Genomic DNA, 18,670 nt, shown 5'->3' with positions numbered 1-18,670 from the left:
TCCAGCCACACCGGTGCCCGATGTTGCCGAGTCGTGATCCGGGCGTGATCGGCGGCCGCCCCCGTGGTCGCCGGGAACGCCGGGGGGCGGCGGTACGTCTCCTCCTCGGAGGGGGCGACGGAGCGGAGTGTGGCGACAGGGAGAATGTCCGAAGTGTCAGTGTTCAGGCTGAGAAGTTTGTAGTGATTTACACACTAATTGCGGAGTTGTGGTGCCGCAGGGTGAATCCTGGCGGCGGGACCATAAGGCGGCTTGACGGGCGTGAATCACCGCACTTGTAATTTCACTCGTGTCGTTTGACGGACATCGATAACGACACCGTCACGGGGACGTACAGAAGGCGAGGGGCGCGAGATGACCGAACTGTTCCAGCAGGTGCTGGTCGAGGACGACGTGGACGAGGAACTCGGTTGGCAGGAGCGCGCACTGTGCGCCCAGACCGACCCGGAGTCCTTCTTCCCGGAGAAGGGCGGCTCCACCCGGGAGGCCAAGAAGGTCTGCCTGTCCTGCGAGGTTCGCTCCGAGTGCCTGGAGTACGCCCTCGCCAACGACGAGCGGTTCGGCATCTGGGGTGGCCTCTCCGAGCGCGAGCGCCGGCGCCTGAAGAAGGCCGCCGTCTGATCCCCCGTTCCGGCCGGACGTCCGGCCGGGGGACACCACCGGCAGGTGTCGTCACGAGGCACCGGCAACCGGGGAACCGCCCACACGGCCCCCCGTACGGAAGCCGCACCCGCCCGCCCGTCCACCGACCGGCCCCGACGCCGATCGGCGGGGGCCCGGAGCCCACGGCCGTAGCCGACGCACCGAGGGAACCCGACGGGGTTCCGCCCGGCCCGGAGCCGCTCCGGTGACACGGGGCGCGCCACCCCAACCCCCACCAACCCCCCACCAACCCACCCCAACCCCGGGCCGCACGCGCCGTATCCGCCGTGTGAGCGGACCCGCCGGCCCTCCCGGCCGCCGGTGTCCCGCCCGTCGCATTCCGGCACCCGACGCGCCATGGTGTGCGTCACATCCGTGCCCCGCACCGCCCGCGGCCCCCGACCTCCCACGACGGGGGCGGCACCGGACCCTGCGGCGTCATCGCCCGCGGGCGCCCCCGGATCCACCCTCGGTATCGGCCGGCGCGGAGTCGGTTCCCCCGGGCCGTGTCGTTCCCGGGCGCCCGCCGAACCACCGGCCCGACCGGCCCCGCCGACGCGGCCCGCGCCCCACCGGCGGCTTTCCGCCACCCGTCCCCGCCGACCCGGACCCCGGGGCGCCCCCGGCCGGGTTCCGGACGGCCCCGGGAGGAGTTTCGTCGGAGCGAATCCGGCGTCCGGAGCAGGCGCTAGGGTGAGCGCTGTCCGACGCCGTCCACCGAACCGGGGCCCGCACCTCGATGTCTGAGCAGTCCGCCCACCCAGAATGTCCCCGGCACGTCGTCACCGCCGTGCTGGTCTCCCACGACGGCGCGCGCTGGCTCCCCGACGTCCTCGCGGGGTTGACCGGCCAGGAGCGCCCCGTCCAGGACGTCATCGCCGCCGACACCGGCAGCGCGGACGAGTCCGCCGCCCTCCTGGCCGAGACCCTCGGACCGGACCGCGTGCTCCACCTCGCCCGCCGCACCTCCTTCGGCACCGCCGTCTCGGAGGCCCACCGGACCGCCCCGGTGCTCGGCCCCGACGACCTGCCCTACCTGCGGCGCCCCGAGGCGTGGAACCCCGCCACCCGCAGCTGGGACACCAGCGTCTACGACCTGCCCGAGTTGCCGCACGGCGAACCCGTGCACTGGTTGTGGCTGCTGCACGACGACGCCGCGCCCGAGCCCGACGCGCTGGCCCACCTGCTGCGCGAGGCCGACGAGTACCCCGACGCCGTCGTCCTCGGCGGCAAGCTGCGCAGCTGGTACGACAGTCGGCAGCTCCTGGAGACCGGCGTCTCCATCGCCTCCAGCGGACGCCGCTGGACCGGCCTGGAGCGTCGCGAACAGGATCAGGGGCAGCACGACGGCACCCGCCGGGTCCTCTCCGTCTCCAGCGCCGGCATGCTCGTGCGTCGCGACGTCTTCGAGAAGCTCGGCGGCTTCGACCGCCGCCTGCCGCTCATGCGCGACGACGTGGACCTGTGCTGGCGGGCGCGGGCCGCCGGCCACGACGTCCTCGTCGTCCCCTCCGCCGTCCTGCGGCACGCCGAGGCATCCGCCCGCGAACGCCGTTCCATCGACTGCGCCGGCCGGCTCGGCGGCAGCCCCCATCGGGTGGACAAGGCCGGGGCCGTCCACACCCTGTTGGCCAACACTCCCGGCCGCCGACTGCCGTGGGTACTGCTGCGGTTGGTGGTCGGCACCCTGCTGCGGGTGGTGGGCTACCTGCTGGCCAAGCAGCCCGGTCGATCCCTGGACGAGATCGGTGGCCTGCTCGCGGTGCTGCTGCGCCCCGAGCGCGTCCTCGCCGGCCGCCGCTCCCGGGCCCGTGCCGCCGCCCCCGACCACGACCCGGCCGACCTGCGACCGCTCTTCCCGGTCGCCGGTGCCACCGTCAAGCTCAGCATCGACCAGGCGATGTCCGCGACCTCCGGCCGCTTCGGTTCCGGGGACTCCGGTAACGGCGGACGCCACGGCGGGGTGGAATCGGGCCCCTCCGACGACGACGCCGACTCCCTGGAGGTCGAACAGTTCGGCCGGGTCCGCCGGCTCGTCCGACGCCCCGGCCCGGTCCTGTTCCTCCTGCTGCTGCTCGCCTCCCTCTTCGCCGGCCGCGCCCTGCTGGGTGGCGGAGCCCTCGGTGGCGGAGCCCTGCTCCCCGCCCCGGCCGATGCCGGCGAGCTGTGGGCCCGCTACCTCGAGAGCTGGCAGCCGCTGGGCATCGGTGGCACCGTCGCCGCGCCCCCCTGGATCGCCTTCCTGGCCACCCTCGGCACGATCTTCCTCGGCTCTCTCGGCCCGGTGCTGACCCTCCTGTTCGTATTGGCCGTCCCGCTCGCCGGGATCAGCGCCTACCTGTGCGCGGGCCCCCTGGTGCCCTCCCGGGTGCTGCGCGCCTGGGGCGCGGTGGCCTACGCCCTGCTGCCGGCCGTGACCGGCGCCGTGGCCTCCGGCCGCGTCGGAACCGTGCTGCTCGCCGTGCTGCTGCCGCCGCTGGCCCGCGCGGCCCTCGCCGCGCTGGGCCCGGGGGCCGCCCCCGGCCCGTGGCGCGCGACCTGGGCGGCCGCCCTCCTCCTCACCGTCACGACCGCCTTCACCCCCGTGGTGTGGCTCCTCGCGGCGGTCCTCGGGGTGATCGCCCTGGTGGTCGCGGTCCGCCCCGGCGGGCCCGCCGTCGCGGCTCGCGGCGCGGTCATCGGCCGGTTCGCCGCCGTGCTGCTCACCCCGTTGCCGGTGCTCTCGCCGTGGTTCTGGCGACTGCTCCTCGATCCCTCCCGGCTGTTCCGGGAGGCGGGTGTCGCGCCGGAGATCGAGCCCGCCACCGCCTTCCAACTCCTCACCCTCAGCCCCGGCGGCCCGGGCACCACCGGGGCCTGGGTGCTGGTCGGCCTGCTGCTGGCCGCCCTCGCCGCCCTGCTGCGGACCGACCGGCGCACCGCCATCGGCACCGCCTGGACCGTCGCCCTCGTGGCGCTGCCGGTCGCGGTCTGGGCCAACACCGACGAGGCCGCCTGGCCCGGCCCGGCGACGCTGCTCGCGGGCCTGGCCCTCATCGGCGCCGCGATGGTCGGCGCCGACGGCGCCCGTCACCGGGTCGCGGAGCAGAGCTTCGGCTGGCGCCAGCCGGTCGCGGTACTGATCGCCGTCGCCGCCGTGCTCGGCCCGCTGTTCGCGGCCGGCGCCTGGATGCTGCGCGGTGCCGACGGCCCGCTGGAGCGCGGCAACCCCGGTCAGGTCCCCGCCTTCGTCGCGGAGGAGAGCGGCACCGGTGACCGGGCCCGCACCCTGGTCCTGGCCGGTGAGGGCGAGGACGCCGACGGCGCCCCGCTGCGCGTGGACTACACCGTCCTGCGCGGCTCCGGCGCCCGCCTCGGCGACGCCGATATCACCGACCTGATGCCCGGGGACGGGGCACTGGACCGGGCGGTCGGCGAACTCGTCGCCGGTTCCGGCGCCGACCAGACCCGGGTCCTGGCCGGGTACGCCGTCCGGTACGTCATCGTGCGCGACGGCTCACCCGAGGAGATCCACCGGGTCCTGGACACCACCCCCGGCCTCAAGCGGCTCAGCCAGGAGGACGGCAGCGCCCTGTGGCGGGTCGAGCGGGTGATGTCCCGGGTCGTGATCGTGCCGCCCGGGGACGAGACCGCCGACTGGGAGCGCGTACCCGCCGGTCCGATCACCGTCGACACGGAGATCCCCGCCGGTCCGGCCGGTCGCGTCCTGCGACTCGCCGACGCCTCCGACCCCGGCTGGTCGGCCACCCTGGACGGCGAACCGCTGACCCGGACGCGCCTGGACGGCTGGGCGCAGGGCTTCGAGCTGCCGGAGAACGGCGGACGCCTGGTGGTCTCCTGGGACTCCGGGACCCTGCACACCGGTTGGGTGTGGACGCAGGGCTTCCTGCTGCTGGTCCTCGCCGTGCTGGCCCTGCCCGGCCGTCGCCGCGAACTCGACGACGACCTGCCGGAGCCGGAGGCGGCCCCGGTCGGTGGCCGACGGGCCGCCCGCGCCGCCGCCGCCGCGGCCGCGGCGGGGGGCGGAGCGGACGCGGCCGGACCGGACGACCGGGACGGCGCCGACGCCCCCGTCGCCGTGCCGGGCCCGCGCCCGGGGGAGGAGCCCGAGTTCGACGCCTTCGGCACCTCCGGGCCGTCACCCGCCGCGGTGCCCGGTCCCCGTGCCGGGGAGCCGACCCCGGCCGACGCGGGCCACTGGCAGGAGACGCGGCGACCCGCCGGGGCCCCGGCCGAGGGCTGGAACGGCACCCCCGGTTGGGAGAGCCACCCGGAGGCCGGTCGGGACGGTCGGCAGTGGGAGACCACGGCCGATGGCGGTTACCCGCGGCAGGCCGGGACGGACCCCTACGGCACCCAGCGGTACGCCGGCGAGGGTTACCCCAACGGTGGGTACGCCCACGAGGGATACGGCGGCGGATACACCGACGGCGGATACGGCACCGAGGAGTACGGGGCCGAGGAGTACGGGGCCGACCCCTACCGCACGGGCCGTCCGGAGGGGAACCACGGGGAGAACCCCGACGCGAACCGGGGCGACCACCCCCCCGACCACGACTACGGCGGCCCCCGGTGACCCGGCCCTCCCGGTCCGGGCACCACCGGCACCACCGCCCCCACCCGATGCCCCCCCGATGCCCCCCGATGACCCCCCGATGACGGAGAGATGATGCGCAGCACACCGGCGCTGTCCCTGCTCGCCGTGGGCGTGGCACTCGCCGCCGTCACCGGCCTGGCCGGGCTCGGCAGCGACCCGGCCGCCCCGCGCCCGGCCGGCGAGTCGAGCCGTGCCCCCGTCGAGCGGACCACCCTGGTCTGCCCCCAGCCCACCCGGGGTGAGGGCGCCACGACCTGGTACACCGCGTTCACCCCGGCCTCCGAGGGGCCCGCCGACGGGCCGGCGGGTGCCGCGGGGCTGACCCCCGCCCCCGCGCACCGGATCGGTGACGACCCCGCCGAGGACCCCGACGCGGAGGACCCCGACGCGGAGGAAGAAGCGGAGGACCCCGACGCCGAGGAAGACGCGGAGGAAGACGACGCCGCGGAGGACGCGGACGCCGGGGAGGACGCGGACACCGACGACACCGAGCAGGGCTCCGACGCCCCGGCCGCCGACGAGGTGCTCACCCTCGAGGAGCCCGGCACCCCCGTCGCGGACTCCACCAAGGGCGCCGACGCCCCCGCCCTGGCCGGTACCGCCTCCGGCCGGCTCGCCCCCGGCTGGACCGTGCAGCAGACCACCCGGGTGCCCACCGGCGCCGGCCGGGGCCTGCTCGGCACCGCCTGCCAGACCCCGGACACCAACTTCTGGTTCGCCGGCGCCTCCACCGTGGACACCCGTACCGACTACGTCCACCTGACCAACCCCGACGACTCGGCGACCGTCGTCGACATCGAGCTGTACGGGGCGGAGGGCCGGTTGGAGAACCTCTTCGACGAGGGCGTCACGCTGCCCCCGAACCGCAGCGTCCCGGTCCGCCTCTCCACCCTGACCGCCTCCGCCGAGACCAACCTCGTCGTGCACGTCACCGCCCGCAGCGGTCGGATCGGCGCGCAGATCGAGGCCATCGACGAGCAGTTGGGCACCGACTGGCTGCCGGCCGGCACCGCGCCGGACGCCGGTCCCGCCCCGATCGTGCTGCCCGGCATCCCGGAGGACGCCGAGACCGTCCGGCTCGTCGCACTCAACCCCGGCGACACCGACATCACCTTCGGCGTCCGCTTCGTCGGTCCCTCCGCCACCATCACCCCGGCCGGCAACGAGTCCGTCCACCTGCGGTCCAACCTGCTGGAGTCGGTGGATCTGGGCGACGTGACCCGGGGCGAGGCGGGGGCCCTGCTGCTCCTGCCGCCGGAGGGCGTCGAGCGGGCCCCCGTCATCGCGGGTCTGCGCGTCACCCGGGGCGAGGGGGACGAGCAGGAGATGGCGTTCGTCTCCGGCACCGCCCCGCTGGAGCGGCGGGCGAGCGCGGCCGGCAACACCGACAAGGGCACCGAGTTGTTCCTGACGGCGCCGGGGGAGGAGGTGCGGGTCACGGTGACGCTCTCGCCCGGTTCGGAGGGCGGCGCCGCGTCGACCGAGACGCACACCGTCGCCGCCGGTACCACGCTGGCGGTCACCCCGGGGGCCGCCGACGACCTGGAGGGTCGCTACGCGCTGACGGTCGAACGCACCGGTGGCGGCCCGCTCTACGCGGCCCGCTCGTTGACCATGACCACCCGGGACATCCCGATGTTCACCACCCAGTCCCTCCCGGACGACCGGTCCACCGTGCAGGTGCCGGAGACCGGGCGGGACCTGGGGGTCCTCACCCGCTGAGCGGGCCCGGACCCCGGACCCCACCGGTACACCACGCGACGGGTCGGCGCCCCTCCCGCCCGGGAGGGGCGCCGACCCGTTCGGGGTTCGGGGGCCCCGCCCCCGGCCGGCCCCGTCGCTCACTCCTCGCCGTAGCGCGGGTCCACCGACTCCGGCGCCAGCCCCAACAGGTCGGCCGCCTGTTCGACGACCACCTCGTGCACCAGCGCCGATCGCTCGTCCCGACCCCGGCTGCGCAGCTCGATCGGCCGCCGGTAGACCAGGATCCGGTCCCGCCGGCCGTCGTCTCCCCGCAGTACTCCACCCAGCGGTACGGCGTCGTGCTTGCCGGCCCCGGCCGGTAGCTCGCCGATCGGGGGCACCTCCAGCACCTCGAACTCCACCCGGGCCAGTTGCGGCAACCTGCGCCGCAGCCGATCGGCGGAGTCCTCCACCAGTCCGTGGAAGGTCTCCGCCCGGGTCACGGCCAGGGGCACCCGGGGTGGGGCGATGGGGCCGCGCATACCGCGGCCGTGCCGGTCCCGGTGCCGGCGTCGTCCGGGTGGTGTCGCGGGCGTCCCGCTGCGGTCGTCCATCGTCTCCGACCATAGAGGACGCCGATCGGCCACAGGAGGATCCGCGGGAGGATCCACGGGGCGACTTCCGGAGGAACTTCCGGACGAAACGGCATGATGCGACCATGTGTCGGCCGTCCCCGTACGACACGGGAGGGTGACGGGGCCGTCATGCGTCGCGACCCGCTCAGGAGTGCGGTACGGTCCAACATCGTGAGCCCCGTACGTCGCTGTTCGCGAACCGCGTGCGGCCGTCCCGCCGTGGCGACGCTGACGTATGTCTACGCGGACTCCACGGCGGTCCTCGGTCCTCTCGCGACCTATGCCGAGCCCCATTGCTACGACCTGTGCGCCGAGCACTCCGAGCGGCTCACCGCGCCGCGCGGCTGGGAGGTCGTGCGCCTGGCGCCGGATCCCCGTGCCCCGCTTCCGGCCGGCGACGACCTCGAGGCGCTCGCGGACGCCGTCCGCGAGGCCGCCGGGCCGCCCCGACAGGCCGCCCCGGAGGAGCGCGGTCGCGGCCGTGAACGTGACCGGGATCAGGACCGCGACCGCGATCGGGATCGTGCCCGTGAGCGCGGCCGGGACCGCACCGGTCGCGTCCCGGGGCGCGGGACCGGCGAGCCGACCGAGGTGGCCCGGCGCGGACACCTGCGGGTACTGCGCTCCCCGGACCCCTGAGCCCGTCGCCCGGTTCCGGGCCCCACCGGCCGTCCGGCCGATCCCGTGGGCGACACGCCGGACCGCCGTCCGAATCCGACCGGGGTGCCGGGGCCCGTCCGTGTCCCCGCTCCCGCCGGCGGCACCCCGTGCCGGGCACGCGCCGCCGCGTGGCCCGGTGCCGGGACGTGATTCCCCACCACTTCCGGGGCACGGTACGCGCGATCTTCGGCCGGCTTCCCCTCGGACGTCCGCATATGCGCCCGTATCCCTACGGTCGTAACATCCAATCGGTAGATTGGCGGAACCGATCGCACCGGGGGTTCCCGGCACGACGGACCGTTCGGGCACCCGGGCAGTGACGCCCCGTGCCGGCGGGGCCCGCCCGCCCCGCGCCCGTCCGACCCCGGGGCCGCCGAGCCGGGTCGGACCGGCGCATCGACGCACCGGCGGGGCGCCCCGCGCCGAACCATCGGGAATCACATCGAGGACGAGGGGTGAGCTGTGCCGGACCTGTCGCAGATCGTGAAGGCGTACGACGTACGGGGTGTGGTCCCGGATCAGTGGGACGAGGACCTGGCCCGCCTGTTCGGAGCCGCCTTCGCCGAGGTCGCCGGGGACGGGGACGCCCCGGCCGGCGGCGTCGTCATCGGCCACGACATGCGCCCCTCCTCGCCGGGCCTGGCCCGTGCCTTCGCCGAGGGCGCGGCGAGCCGGGGCGCCGACGTGACCGCCATCGGGCTGTGCTCCACCGACCAGCTCTACTACGCGAGCGGGGCGCTGGACCTGCCCGGCGCGATGTTCACCGCCAGCCACAACCCGGCCCGCTACAACGGCATCAAGATGTGCCGGGCCGGGGCCGCGCCCATCGGGCAGGACAGCGGCCTGGCCGAGATCCGAGCCCTGGTCGAGCGGTGGGCCGACGCCGGCGGCCCCCCGGCCCCCGCCGCCGGGACCCGGGAGGGCGCCCACTCGGAGCGGGACACCCTCCGGGACTACGCCGCCCACCTGCGTGCCCTGGTCCCGCTGGAGGACATCCGTCCGCTGCGGGCGGTCGTGGACGCGGGCAACGGCATGGGCGGCCACACCGTGCCCACCGTCCTGGAGGGCCTGCCGGTCACCCTGGACGCCATGTACTTCGAGCTGGACGGCACCTTCCCCAACCACGAGGCCAACCCCCTGGACCCGGCCAACATCGTGGACCTGCGGGCCCGGGTGCGGGAGACCGGCGCCGACATCGGCCTGGCCTTCGACGGCGACGCCGACCGCTGTTTCGTGGTCGACGAGCGCGGCGAGCCCGTCTCCCCCTCCGCCGTCACCGCCCTGGTAGCCGCCCGGGAGCTCGCCAAGCACCCCGGCGGAACGGTCATCCACAACCTGATCACCTCGCGGGCCGTCGCCGAGGTGGTCCGCGAGCACGGCGGCACGCCCGTGCGGACCCGGGTCGGCCACTCCTTCATCAAGGCCGAGATGGCCCGCAGCGGCGCCGTCTTCGGTGGCGAGCACTCCGCCCACTACTACTTCCGGGACTTCTGGAACGCCGACACCGGGATGCTCGCCGCGCTGCACATGCTGGCCGCCCTCGGCGAGCAGGAGCGGACGCTCTCCGAACTGGTCGCCGAGTACGACCGGTACCCGGCCTCCGGGGAGATCAACAGCACCGTCTCCGATCAGGCGGCGAGCGTCGCCGCCGTCCGAGAGGCGTACGGCGACCGGACCGGCGTGGAACTGGACGAGCTGGACGGCCTGACGGTGACCGCCGGGGACTGGTGGTTCAACCTCCGCGCCTCCAACACCGAGCCGCTGCTGCGGCTCAACGTCGAGGCCGACGACGCCGCGACGGTCGCCAAGGTCCGTGACGAGGTGCTGGGACTCATCCGGCTGGCCTGATCCCGGAGCGGCGACTCCGGCCGGCTGCCCGGCCGAAGCCGGCCGGACTGCGATGAACCGACGGGGGCCGGCGCGGCCCGGCGGACGCTTCCCGCCGTGCCGCGCCGGCCCTCGTGCCCGGTCGTCCGGCGACCGGGCGCGAGGGCCCCGCCGTGCGTGGCCGCCCCGGCGACCGGCCGGTAGGGTGAATCACGGGCCGGGAACCGCCCACGGCCCCCCGAAAACCGCCTGCCGCGGACCGTTTCGACCTCCCCGGGGAACCCCACATGTCGCTCGTTGACGCCGGACTGCTCGACCTCCTCGCCTGCCCCGCCTGCCACGCGCCACTGCGGGAGGACGGGACGGCGGGGGAAGCCGGGGAACTGGTCTGCACGTCCGACACCTGCCGCCTGGCCTACCCGGTCCGCGACGGCATCCCCATCCTGCTCGTGGACGAGGCAGAGGCCCGCGAAGCCTCCTGACACCGTTCCACCGGGCGATCGGAGTCCGCCAATGATCGACGAATCGATGCTCGACGCCCCCGACGCCCTGGCCCGCGCCGACCTGCGCGGCCTGCTGCGCGCGCTCGCCGGGGCCGGCGCCCGGGTCCGGGTCGCCGCCCGGGCCGTCGAGGAGTCCGACCTCCACCGGCTCTCCCCGCAGGGACGGCCCGGCACCGTCCTCGTCGCCGGCCCCACCCCCGCCGGCCCCCTCCTCGCGCGAACGCTGACCGCCCTGGTCGACCCCGCCGTGCGGGTCCACCGGGTGGAGCCGGTGGGGCCGTTGGCCGACCCCGGCGCCCTGCGCTGGCCGCTTCCGGAGTGGGTCGGCACCCTGGACCTGCTCCTGATCCTCGGCCCGGAGGGCAGTGAACCCGGCCTCGGTGACCTCTTCGAGCGGGCCTGGCGCCGGGGCTGCGCGGTCGCCGTGGTGGCTCCCGAACGCTCCTCCCTCTCCGGACTGGCCGCTCGCCGCAACAGCCTCCGCCTCCCACTGGTCCACCCCGACCGGCAGGAGGCCGCCGACCACCCCGCCGCCCCCGGACCGGCCTGGTCCGCCGTCACCCCCGCGCTGATGCTCGCCGACCGGCTGGGACTGTGCGAGGCGGGCCCGGCGGTTCAGACCGCCGTCGCCGACCGTCTCGACGCCGTCGCCGACCTGTGCGGCCCCGGGTCCGCGCAGGAACGCAACCCCGCCAAGACCCTGGCGGGCGAACTCGACGGGGTACTGCCCCTGTTGTGGTCGGAGGGCCCCCTGGCCCGGGCCGCCGCCGGCCACGCCGCCGACCTGTTGGCCGCGCTCTCCGGCGTCCCCGCGCTCGTCGCCCCGCTGCCCGAGGCGCTCACCGCCCACGGGCCGTTGCTCATCGCCGGCCGGCACGGCCCCGGCGCCGACCCCGAGGACTTCTTCCGCGACCGGGTCGACGATCCGCAGCCGTTGATGCCGCGGATCGTGCTGCTCCACGACACCACGCCACCGGCCGGCGGGGACCGGGAGGCCGTTCCCGGGCCGAACGGGGCGAATGCCCCCGATGGCACACCCACCCCCGACGCCGGGAACGGCCCCGAGCCGGGTGCGGACCCGAACGGCGCCAACGGTGCCGGGGATCCCGGCATCCCCCCGGCGCTACCCGCCGCCCGTTTCCTGGCCCGCGAACACGGCGTGCCGATCACCGATTTCGTCCCCGGGCCGGGCGACCCGCTGCCCCGACTCGTCGACTTGGTGGCCCGCCTCGATTTCACCGCCGTTTACCTGGCGCTCACCCCCACCGGCCGATCATGACCCCGGGCCGGGACCACGGTCCCGGCGGCCCCGTTCCACCGCCCGCCCCGACCCCTGGACCGCACCGACATGGACCGTCTCGCCAACGCCGTGCGCCCCTACGCCTGGGGCTCCACCACCGCCATCCCGGCGCTGCTCGGCACCGAACCCACCGGTGAACCGCAGGCGGAGCTGTGGATGGGAGCCCACCCCGGAGCCCCCTCCCTCGTCGACCGGGGGAACGGCCCCACGCCGCTGCACGCCGTCATCGCCGCCGACCCCGCCCGTGAACTGGGCCCCCGGGTCGTCGAGCGCTTCGGCCCCCGGCTGCCGTTCCTGCTCAAGCTCCTCGCCGCCGACGCCCCGCTCTCGCTCCAGGTCCACCCCGACCTCGAGCAGGCCCGCGCCGGCTGGGAGGCCGAGGAGGCCGCCGGCGTTCCCCTCGACGCCCCGCACCGCAACTACCGGGACGCCAACCACAAGCCCGAGCTGATCTGCGCCCTCACACCCTTCGAGGGGCTGTGCGGCTTCCGCCCCGCCGGCGGGACCGCCGACCTCCTCGACGCCCTGGGCGTGGACGGCCTCAAGCCCTACGCCGACCTGCTGCGGGCCACTCCCGAGGCGGACGCCCTGCGAGAGGTCCTCACCGCGCTGTTGGGCGCCGACCGCGACGAGCTCGCCCCGGTGGTGGGGGAGACCGCCGCGGCGACCGAACGCCTGGCGGCGGAGGGCGGCCCGCACGCCCGCGCGCTGGCCGCGTACGCCGGCATCGCCCACCACCACCCCGGCGACCCCGGGGTGCTCGCCGCGATGCTCCTCAACCACGTCGTCCTCCAGCCCGGCGAGGCCCTGTACCTCGGCGCCGGCGTCCCGCACGCCTATCTCGGGGGCCTGGGTGTGGAGCTGATGGCCAACTCCGACAACGTGCTGCGCTGCGGACTGACCCCCAAGCACGTGGACGTGCCGGAACTGCTGCGGGTGGTGATCTTCCGCAGCGGTGACCCCGAGGTGCTCCGCCCGGAGGCCGGCCCCGGTGACGAGGAGGTCTACGACACCCCCGTTGACGAGTTCCGCCTCTCCCGGCACGTCCTGGCACCCGGTGCCGAGGGCCCCACCCCGGCCGGGAACCGACCGCAGATCCTGCTGTGCACGGAGGGCACCGCGACCCTCACCGACGAGACGGGCGTCTCCCTCGACCTGCGCCGCGGCGAGTCCGCGTTCGTCCCCGCCGGCTCACCGGCCGTCCACCTCACCGGCCCCGCCACCGTCTTCCGCGCCACCGTTCGGATCGGAACGACCCTCTGACCGCCCGACCGATACCCACCGCCGCCGGGACGGGCCGGCCGAAACCCCGCCCGGCCCGTCCCTCGGGCATGGAACCATCCGGGTCCCGGCTGTTAGCCTCGATGGACAAGACGTCAGACGTCGCTGCTGATGGCAGTCGGGCCCGGGCGCGTCGCCGCCCCACCCGGCCGAGGGGAAAGAAGGCCCTCCGACGGACGGACGACCGGTCACCGCCCTGGAGGGGGCACGGTCCGGTCGGCCTGCCCACGTGTACGCCATCGATTCCGAGGAGTCGTTCGCCACATGTCGAACACCCCCGTCACCGCCCCCGAGGGCTTCACCGACTACAAGGTCGCCGACCTCTCCCTGGCCGCCTTCGGCCGCAAGGAGATCACCCTCGCCGAGCACGAGATGCCCGGCCTGATGGCGATCCGCGAGGAGTACGCCGCCTCGCGGCCGCTCGCCGGCGCCCGCGTCACCGGCTCCCTGCACATGACCGTGCAGACCGCCGTGCTCATCGAGACCCTGGTCGCGCTCGGCGCCCGGGTCCGCTGGGCCTCCTGCAACATCTTCTCCACCCAGGACCACGCCGCCGCCGCGATCGCCGCCGCCGGCATCCCGGTCTTCGCCTGGAAGGGCGAGAGCCTGGAAGAGTACTGGTGGTGCACCGAGCAGGCGCTGACCTGGGAGGACGCCCCCACCGGTGGCCCGAACATGATCCTCGACGACGGCGGTGACGCCACCGTCCTGGTGCACAAGGGCGTCGAGTACGAGAAGGCCGGCGCCGCGCCCGACCCGGCCACGGCCGAGAACGACGAGCACCGCGTCATCCTCGAGCTGCTCAACCGCACCCTGGCCGAGGCACCCGGCAAATGGACCAACATCGCCTCGGAGATCCGCGGCGTGACCGAGGAGACCACCACCGGTGTCCACCGCCTGTACGAGATGTTCCGCGAGGGCAGCCTGCTCTTCCCGGCCATCAACGTCAACGACTCGGTCACCAAGTCGAAGTTCGACAACAAGTACGGCTGCCGGCACTCCCTGATCGACGGCATCAACCGCGCCACCGACGTGCTCATCGGCGGCAAGGTCGCCGTGGTCTGCGGCTACGGCGACGTCGGCAAGGGCTGCGCGGAGTCCCTGCGCGGCCAGGGGGCCCGGGTCGTCATCACCGAGATCGACCCGATCTGCGCCCTCCAGGCCGCCATGGACGGCTACCAGGTCGCCCGCCTCGAGGACGTCCTCGAGACCGCCGACATCTTCATCACCACCACCGGCAACAAGGACATCATCCTCGCCGAGCACATGGGCCGGATGAAGCACCAGGCCATCGTCGGCAACATCGGCCACTTCGACAACGAGATCGACATGGCCGGCCTCACCGCCGTCCCCGGCATCGTCAAGGACGAGGTCAAGCCGCAGGTCCACACCTGGACCTTCCCCGACGGGAAGACGATCATCCTGCTCTCCGAGGGCCGGCTGCTCAACCTGGGCAACGCCACCGGACACCCGTCCTTCGTGATGTCCAACAGCTTCGCCAACCAGACGATCGCGCAGATCGAGCTGTTCACCCGCGCCGCCGAGTACCCCCTCGGTGTGCACACCCTGCCCAAGCTGCTCGACGAGAAGGTCGCCCGCCTCCACCTGGAGGCCCTCGGCGCCCGCCTCACCGAGCTGCGCCCGGAGCAGGCCGCCTACATCGGCGTCCCCGTCGAGGGCCCCTACAAGCCGGACCACTACCGCTACTGATCGGACACCGATCGAGGGGGCCGGACCGACCCCCTCGACACCTCACCGGGGCCGGCCGCCCCGCCCCTCCACCGTGCCCACCGGCACGGCACGGGGCGGACGCGGCCGGCCCCGGCCGTTTCCCCGCCCGACCACCCCTTACGGTGGGCCCATGCCCAGCGGTGTCTACGCCCTCCACGATCCCCGGGACGGCACGCCCCTGGGAACCGAACACTTCAGCTGTGCCCCCGGCCCGGCGGGCTGGCGCTACACCGCCGACCGCAGGACCCCCTCCGGCGAACCGGCGGGCGCGGTGGACCTGACCATCGACGCCCTCGGCCGTCCCGTCCGCCTCGAGGTGCGCACCACCGCGTGGTGGGTGCGCGGCGGCATCGACGCCGGCGGCCTGCGCTGGGTGCGCGGCGACACCGGGGGACACGACGCGCGGGAGGGGCACGTCCCCGGCGCCCTGGCCTTCACCGGCACCTCGCCCGCCCACCTGGTCGCCCTCGCCCGCCTGGCGGTGGGCGCCGGTGTCCGGGCCGGTGCCGGGCCCGGCATCCCCGCCGACACGGTGCCCGGGGCCCCGGCCCGGCGGTTCCGGCTGGTCGAACTCACCGAACCCGTCCTGGGCCCCCTCACCGTGGACCGGCTGCTGCGCCTGGAGGCCGGTGAGACCCACCGGGCCCCCGACGACCCCGACACCGCCCTGACCGTGCACCGGTGGCGTCTCGTCGACCCGGCCGACGGGGAGGGACGGGACATTCATCTCGGCGGTGACGTGGTGCTCGCGGCCCCGGGGGTGGAGTTGGAGGAACTGGACGGTCCCCCCGGCGTCTTCCCACCCCCACCGGGCTCCGGCGGCGGGCCCGGCGGAGAAGACGGGGACGGGGACGGATACGTGGACGGCCCGGGCTGAACACCGCTCCACCGACGACCCCGACGACCCCGACGACCCCGACACCGTCCCGACCGTGCACCGGTGGACTCCGGAGGGCTCGGCGGTCGGGAAGAGGGAGGCCCGTTCCGATGGCGACATGGCACCCGGAGCGCGCCCGGAGAAGTGGCCGAACCCGGCGCCGACCGCCGGCACCGTCACCGGCGTCCGGCCGCGCCGACCGCCGGCACCGTCCGGAGCCGGACCGGCGGGGGACGGGAACCCGGCGTGTCGGCGTCCGCCGCTGCCGAGGACCGTGTCCGGGAGCTCACGACGGGGCGCTGAAACCGCCGGGTCGGGCACCGCCGTCCCCGGCCGCGCCGACCGTCGGGCGGGGCTCCGATCCCGCTGCCGGCGAGGAGGACGCCGCCGGGGACGCCTGCGGCCCGGGCCGCTCGTTCCCCGGCCCGGAGTCCGTCGCCGGGGGAGCGGGGTGCGACGGCGCGTCGGGTGCGACGGGGGCCCCACCGGACGGAGCCGGTCCACCGGCCCCCGGTCCACTCCCGCCCGGAGTGGCGAACGGCGAGGCCGGGGTGTCGGAGGAGACGGGAGCACCGGCCGGGGCGGGGCCGGCGCCGAGCGCGGCCCGCAACTCCGGCGGCACCGGCCGGTCCCGGAAGGTGCGCGCGATCTCCCGCCGCTGCCGTTCCCCCGCGACCGCCGCCAGGTAGGAGGCCGGGTGCTCGCCCGGAGGCGGCGGGGAACCGAGCCGCGTCGCCAACTCGTCGGCCAGCCCCACCCCCATCGACCAGGCCACCCGCGAATCCAGCTTCGGCAGCCGGGTGAGGTACTGACGGATCGCCAACCACATCCCGTCCGGTACCCGGGACAGGTCCAGCGTCGCGAACCGACCCGCCAGATGCGGCGGCGGGGGCGGCAGCACGGTCGTCCGCCCGGCGGGGATGCGCTCGCGCACCACCAGCGTCCCGGCGAAGACGTCCCCCAACCGACGGCCGCGCGCCGACACCAGCGAGGCGACGGTGGCGATCACCCCGAAACTCGCCAGGATCTCCAGGAACCCGATCAGCGCCCGGACGAAGGCGTGCCGGAAGCGGATGGGACCGCCGTCGTCGCGCACCACCCGCAGCCCCAGCGCCAACTTGCCCAGTGACCGTCCCTGGCTGAGCGTCTCCACGGCCATGGGCACCCCGATGAGGATCGCCACCAGCATCGCCACCTGCACGGCGGCCAGGGTGGCACCGCCGAGCGGGACGACCTGGCTCTCCACGAAGAGGGTGAGCAGGATGTAGGCGGTCAGCAGTACCGTCAGGTCGAGGGCGACCGCGATGGCCCGGCTCGGCAGTTTGGCCGGTTGCAGCCCGAGCACCACAGCGTCGCCGGTGACCAGTTGGTTCATCCTGTCCAGACCCCTCCCGTGGTGGTCCGCCGGGTCGGCCGGGCGCCCGACGGTCGAGCGACGACCGCCCCTCGGACGCCACTCGCGGACGGGCGGCGTCCCCTCCAGTCTGCCGTTCCGGGCCCCGGCGCGCCGCACCGCCCCGGGAAGCCCCGGCAAGGAGTGCGCGGATGGGACCCGTCCGAATCCCCGGCGCGCGGGCGGGCCCCGCGGCCCGACGACGAACGGACGCCGTCCGCCGGGACCGCTCGACACCCACCCCGGTGGTTCTGAGAAGGTCTTGGGCATGGACCTCGATGTGTTCGTCGCCGCCCACCGGGCCGAGTGGGATCGCCTCGACCAGTTGCAGCGCCGTCGCCGACGCCTCACGGGCGCGGAGGCGGACGAGATGGTCGCGCTGTACCAGCGGACGGCGACGCACCTGTCCATGCTGCGCGCGCAGGCACCCGACCCGGTGGTGATGAACCGCCTGACCACCCTGGTCGCCCGGGCGCGCAGCGGGGTGGTCGGGGCCCGCCGCTCGAGTTGGCGGGACGCCGTGCACTACTTCACCGCCGGGTTCCCGGCGGCCTGCTACCGCACCCGGACCTGGTGGGTGCCCACCGCCTTCGCCTTCATCCTGGTGACGGTGCTGGTGGGGTGGTGGATCGCCGCCTCCCCCGAGGTGCGGGCGAGCATCGGGGCCCCGGAGGAACTCCGGGAGATGACCCGTCCCGGCGGCGCCTACGAGACGTACTACACCGAGAGCGCGGCGGCGGCCTTCTCCGCCCAGGTGTGGACCAACAACGCCTGGGTCGCGGCCATCTCGTTGGCCTTCGGGGTCCTGCTGGGCATCCCGGTGATCTGGGTGCTGCTGATGAACGCCGTGAACGTCGGCATCGGGGTCGGGCTGATGGCGGCGGCCGGCCGGTTGGACATCTTCCTGGGGTTGATCCTCCCGCACGGGTTGCTGGAGCTGACGGCTGTCTTCGTCGCGGCCGGGGTCGGTCTGCGGCTGGGGTGGACGGTCATCGATCCGGGCCCGCGCAGTCGCCGGGTGGCACTGGCGACCGAGGGACGCTCCGCGCTGGGGATGGCGATCGGCCTGATGGCGGTGCTCTTCGTGTCGGGACTCATCGAGGGCTTCGTGACCCCCTCGGGTCTGCCGACCTGGGCCCGCGTCACCATCGGTGTGGTGGCCCTGGCCGCCTTCCTGGTCTACGTCTTCGTCCTGGGGCGCCGCGCGGCGGAGGCGGGCGAGACGGGGGACACGCAGCTCGCGGATGTCGGGGACCGCCTCCCCGAGGTGGCCTGAGCGAGGTGGCCCGAGCCGGGCCGGCCGGGGAGGGTCGCCCGATGAGGGCTGCCCCGCCGCCGGGAACACCGCCCGGACGGGGTGGCCGGGAACTCCCCGGGTTGCCCGGGGTTGACGCGGGCGTCATCCGTCCGTAAAGTTCATCGGGTTGCCACTGACGCGGAGGCCGAGCCCCGCATGTCGGTGGCGCGGTTGTCGCCCGAGTGCGACGGTCATCTTCGCAGGACCTACTCTTCGAACGATCTCGAACGGGTCGTCGTCTTCG

The 18,670-nt window shown here is 75.1% G+C and carries 13 protein-coding genes; 11 read left to right on the top strand and 2 right to left on the bottom strand.

Translation table 11 applies throughout. The features are described 5' to 3' along the window. The first annotated feature begins 354 nt into the window (after nt 1–354). The 3 genes from LZF96_RS24845 to LZF96_RS24835 all read left to right on the top strand — a co-directional run bounded on the left by LZF96_RS24845 (nt 355) and on the right by LZF96_RS24835 (nt 6,961). Nucleotides 355–621 carry a WhiB family transcriptional regulator gene (locus LZF96_RS24845; protein WP_233876846.1) on the top strand — a complete coding sequence of 89 codons (267 nt, stop codon included), beginning with the start codon at nt 355–357 and terminating at the stop codon, nt 619–621. A gap of 760 nt (nt 622–1,381) precedes the next feature. Continuing rightward, nucleotides 1,382–5,218: a glycosyltransferase gene (locus LZF96_RS24840; RefSeq protein WP_233876844.1), complete on the top strand. Its 3,837-nt coding sequence runs from the start codon at nt 1,382–1,384 to the stop codon at nt 5,216–5,218. 93 nt (nt 5,219–5,311) lie between these two features. Further along, nucleotides 5,312–6,961: a DUF5719 family protein gene (locus LZF96_RS24835; protein WP_308294285.1), complete on the top strand. Its 1,650-nt coding sequence runs from the start codon at nt 5,312–5,314 to the stop codon at nt 6,959–6,961. Between the two features lie 119 nt (nt 6,962–7,080). Here the strand turns inward: LZF96_RS24835 and LZF96_RS24830 are convergent, their stop codons facing one another. Then, a complete protein-coding gene (locus tag LZF96_RS24830; protein ID WP_233876840.1) occupies nt 7,081–7,536 on the bottom strand; it encodes a metallopeptidase family protein in 456 nt (151 codons plus the stop codon). Nucleotides 7,537–7,686: 150 nt separating this feature from the next. Between LZF96_RS24830 and LZF96_RS24825 the strand changes: the two genes are divergently transcribed. The 7 genes from LZF96_RS24825 to LZF96_RS24795 all read left to right on the top strand — a co-directional run bounded on the left by LZF96_RS24825 (nt 7,687) and on the right by LZF96_RS24795 (nt 15,736). After that, entirely contained in the window at nt 7,687–8,196 is a 510-nt protein-coding gene (locus LZF96_RS24825; RefSeq protein ID WP_233876838.1) for a DUF3499 domain-containing protein, read from the top strand. Between the two features lie 483 nt (nt 8,197–8,679). Further along, complete coding sequence (locus LZF96_RS24820) at nt 8,680–10,065, top strand: phosphomannomutase/phosphoglucomutase (protein WP_233876836.1); 1,386 nt, start codon at nt 8,680–8,682, stop codon at nt 10,063–10,065. A gap of 266 nt (nt 10,066–10,331) precedes the next feature. Next, nucleotides 10,332–10,526, top strand: a complete 195-nt coding sequence (locus LZF96_RS24815) for a Trm112 family protein (RefSeq protein ID WP_233876834.1) — start codon at nt 10,332–10,334, stop codon at nt 10,524–10,526. A gap of 31 nt (nt 10,527–10,557) precedes the next feature. Beyond that, nucleotides 10,558–11,826, top strand: a complete 1,269-nt coding sequence (locus LZF96_RS24810; protein ID WP_233876832.1) for an SIS domain-containing protein — start codon at nt 10,558–10,560, stop codon at nt 11,824–11,826. A 69-nt stretch (nt 11,827–11,895) separates the two neighbouring features. Further along, a complete protein-coding gene (manA, locus tag LZF96_RS24805) occupies nt 11,896–13,110 on the top strand; it encodes a mannose-6-phosphate isomerase, class I (RefSeq protein WP_233876830.1) in 1,215 nt (404 codons plus the stop codon). Between the two features lie 282 nt (nt 13,111–13,392). Then, nucleotides 13,393–14,838 carry an adenosylhomocysteinase gene (gene ahcY / locus LZF96_RS24800; RefSeq protein ID WP_233876828.1) on the top strand — a complete coding sequence of 482 codons (1,446 nt, stop codon included), beginning with the start codon at nt 13,393–13,395 and terminating at the stop codon, nt 14,836–14,838. 151 nt (nt 14,839–14,989) lie between these two features. Beyond that, nucleotides 14,990–15,736 carry a hypothetical protein gene (locus LZF96_RS24795; protein ID WP_233876826.1) on the top strand — a complete coding sequence of 249 codons (747 nt, stop codon included), beginning with the start codon at nt 14,990–14,992 and terminating at the stop codon, nt 15,734–15,736. A 286-nt stretch (nt 15,737–16,022) separates the two neighbouring features. On the opposite strand, the gene LZF96_RS24790 is transcribed toward LZF96_RS24795, so the two are convergent. Continuing rightward, nucleotides 16,023–17,111, bottom strand: coding sequence for an RDD family protein (locus LZF96_RS24790; protein ID WP_233876824.1), 1,089 nt, complete (start codon nt 17,109–17,111; stop codon nt 16,023–16,025). 286 nt (nt 17,112–17,397) lie between these two features. Here LZF96_RS24790 and LZF96_RS24785 point away from each other — a divergent pair, with 286 nt between their 5' ends. Beyond that, entirely contained in the window at nt 17,398–18,405 is a 1,008-nt protein-coding gene (locus LZF96_RS24785) for a stage II sporulation protein M (protein WP_233876822.1), read from the top strand. Nucleotides 18,406–18,670: the final 265 nt, after the last annotated feature.

The sequence above is a fragment of the Streptomyces sp. ST2-7A genome (genome assembly GCF_021390475.1).
Lineage (GTDB): Bacteria > Actinomycetota > Actinomycetes > Streptomycetales > Streptomycetaceae > Streptomyces.
The sequence above is the reverse complement of the archived record's forward strand: the minus strand, read 5'-3'. Positions and strand labels throughout refer to the sequence as shown.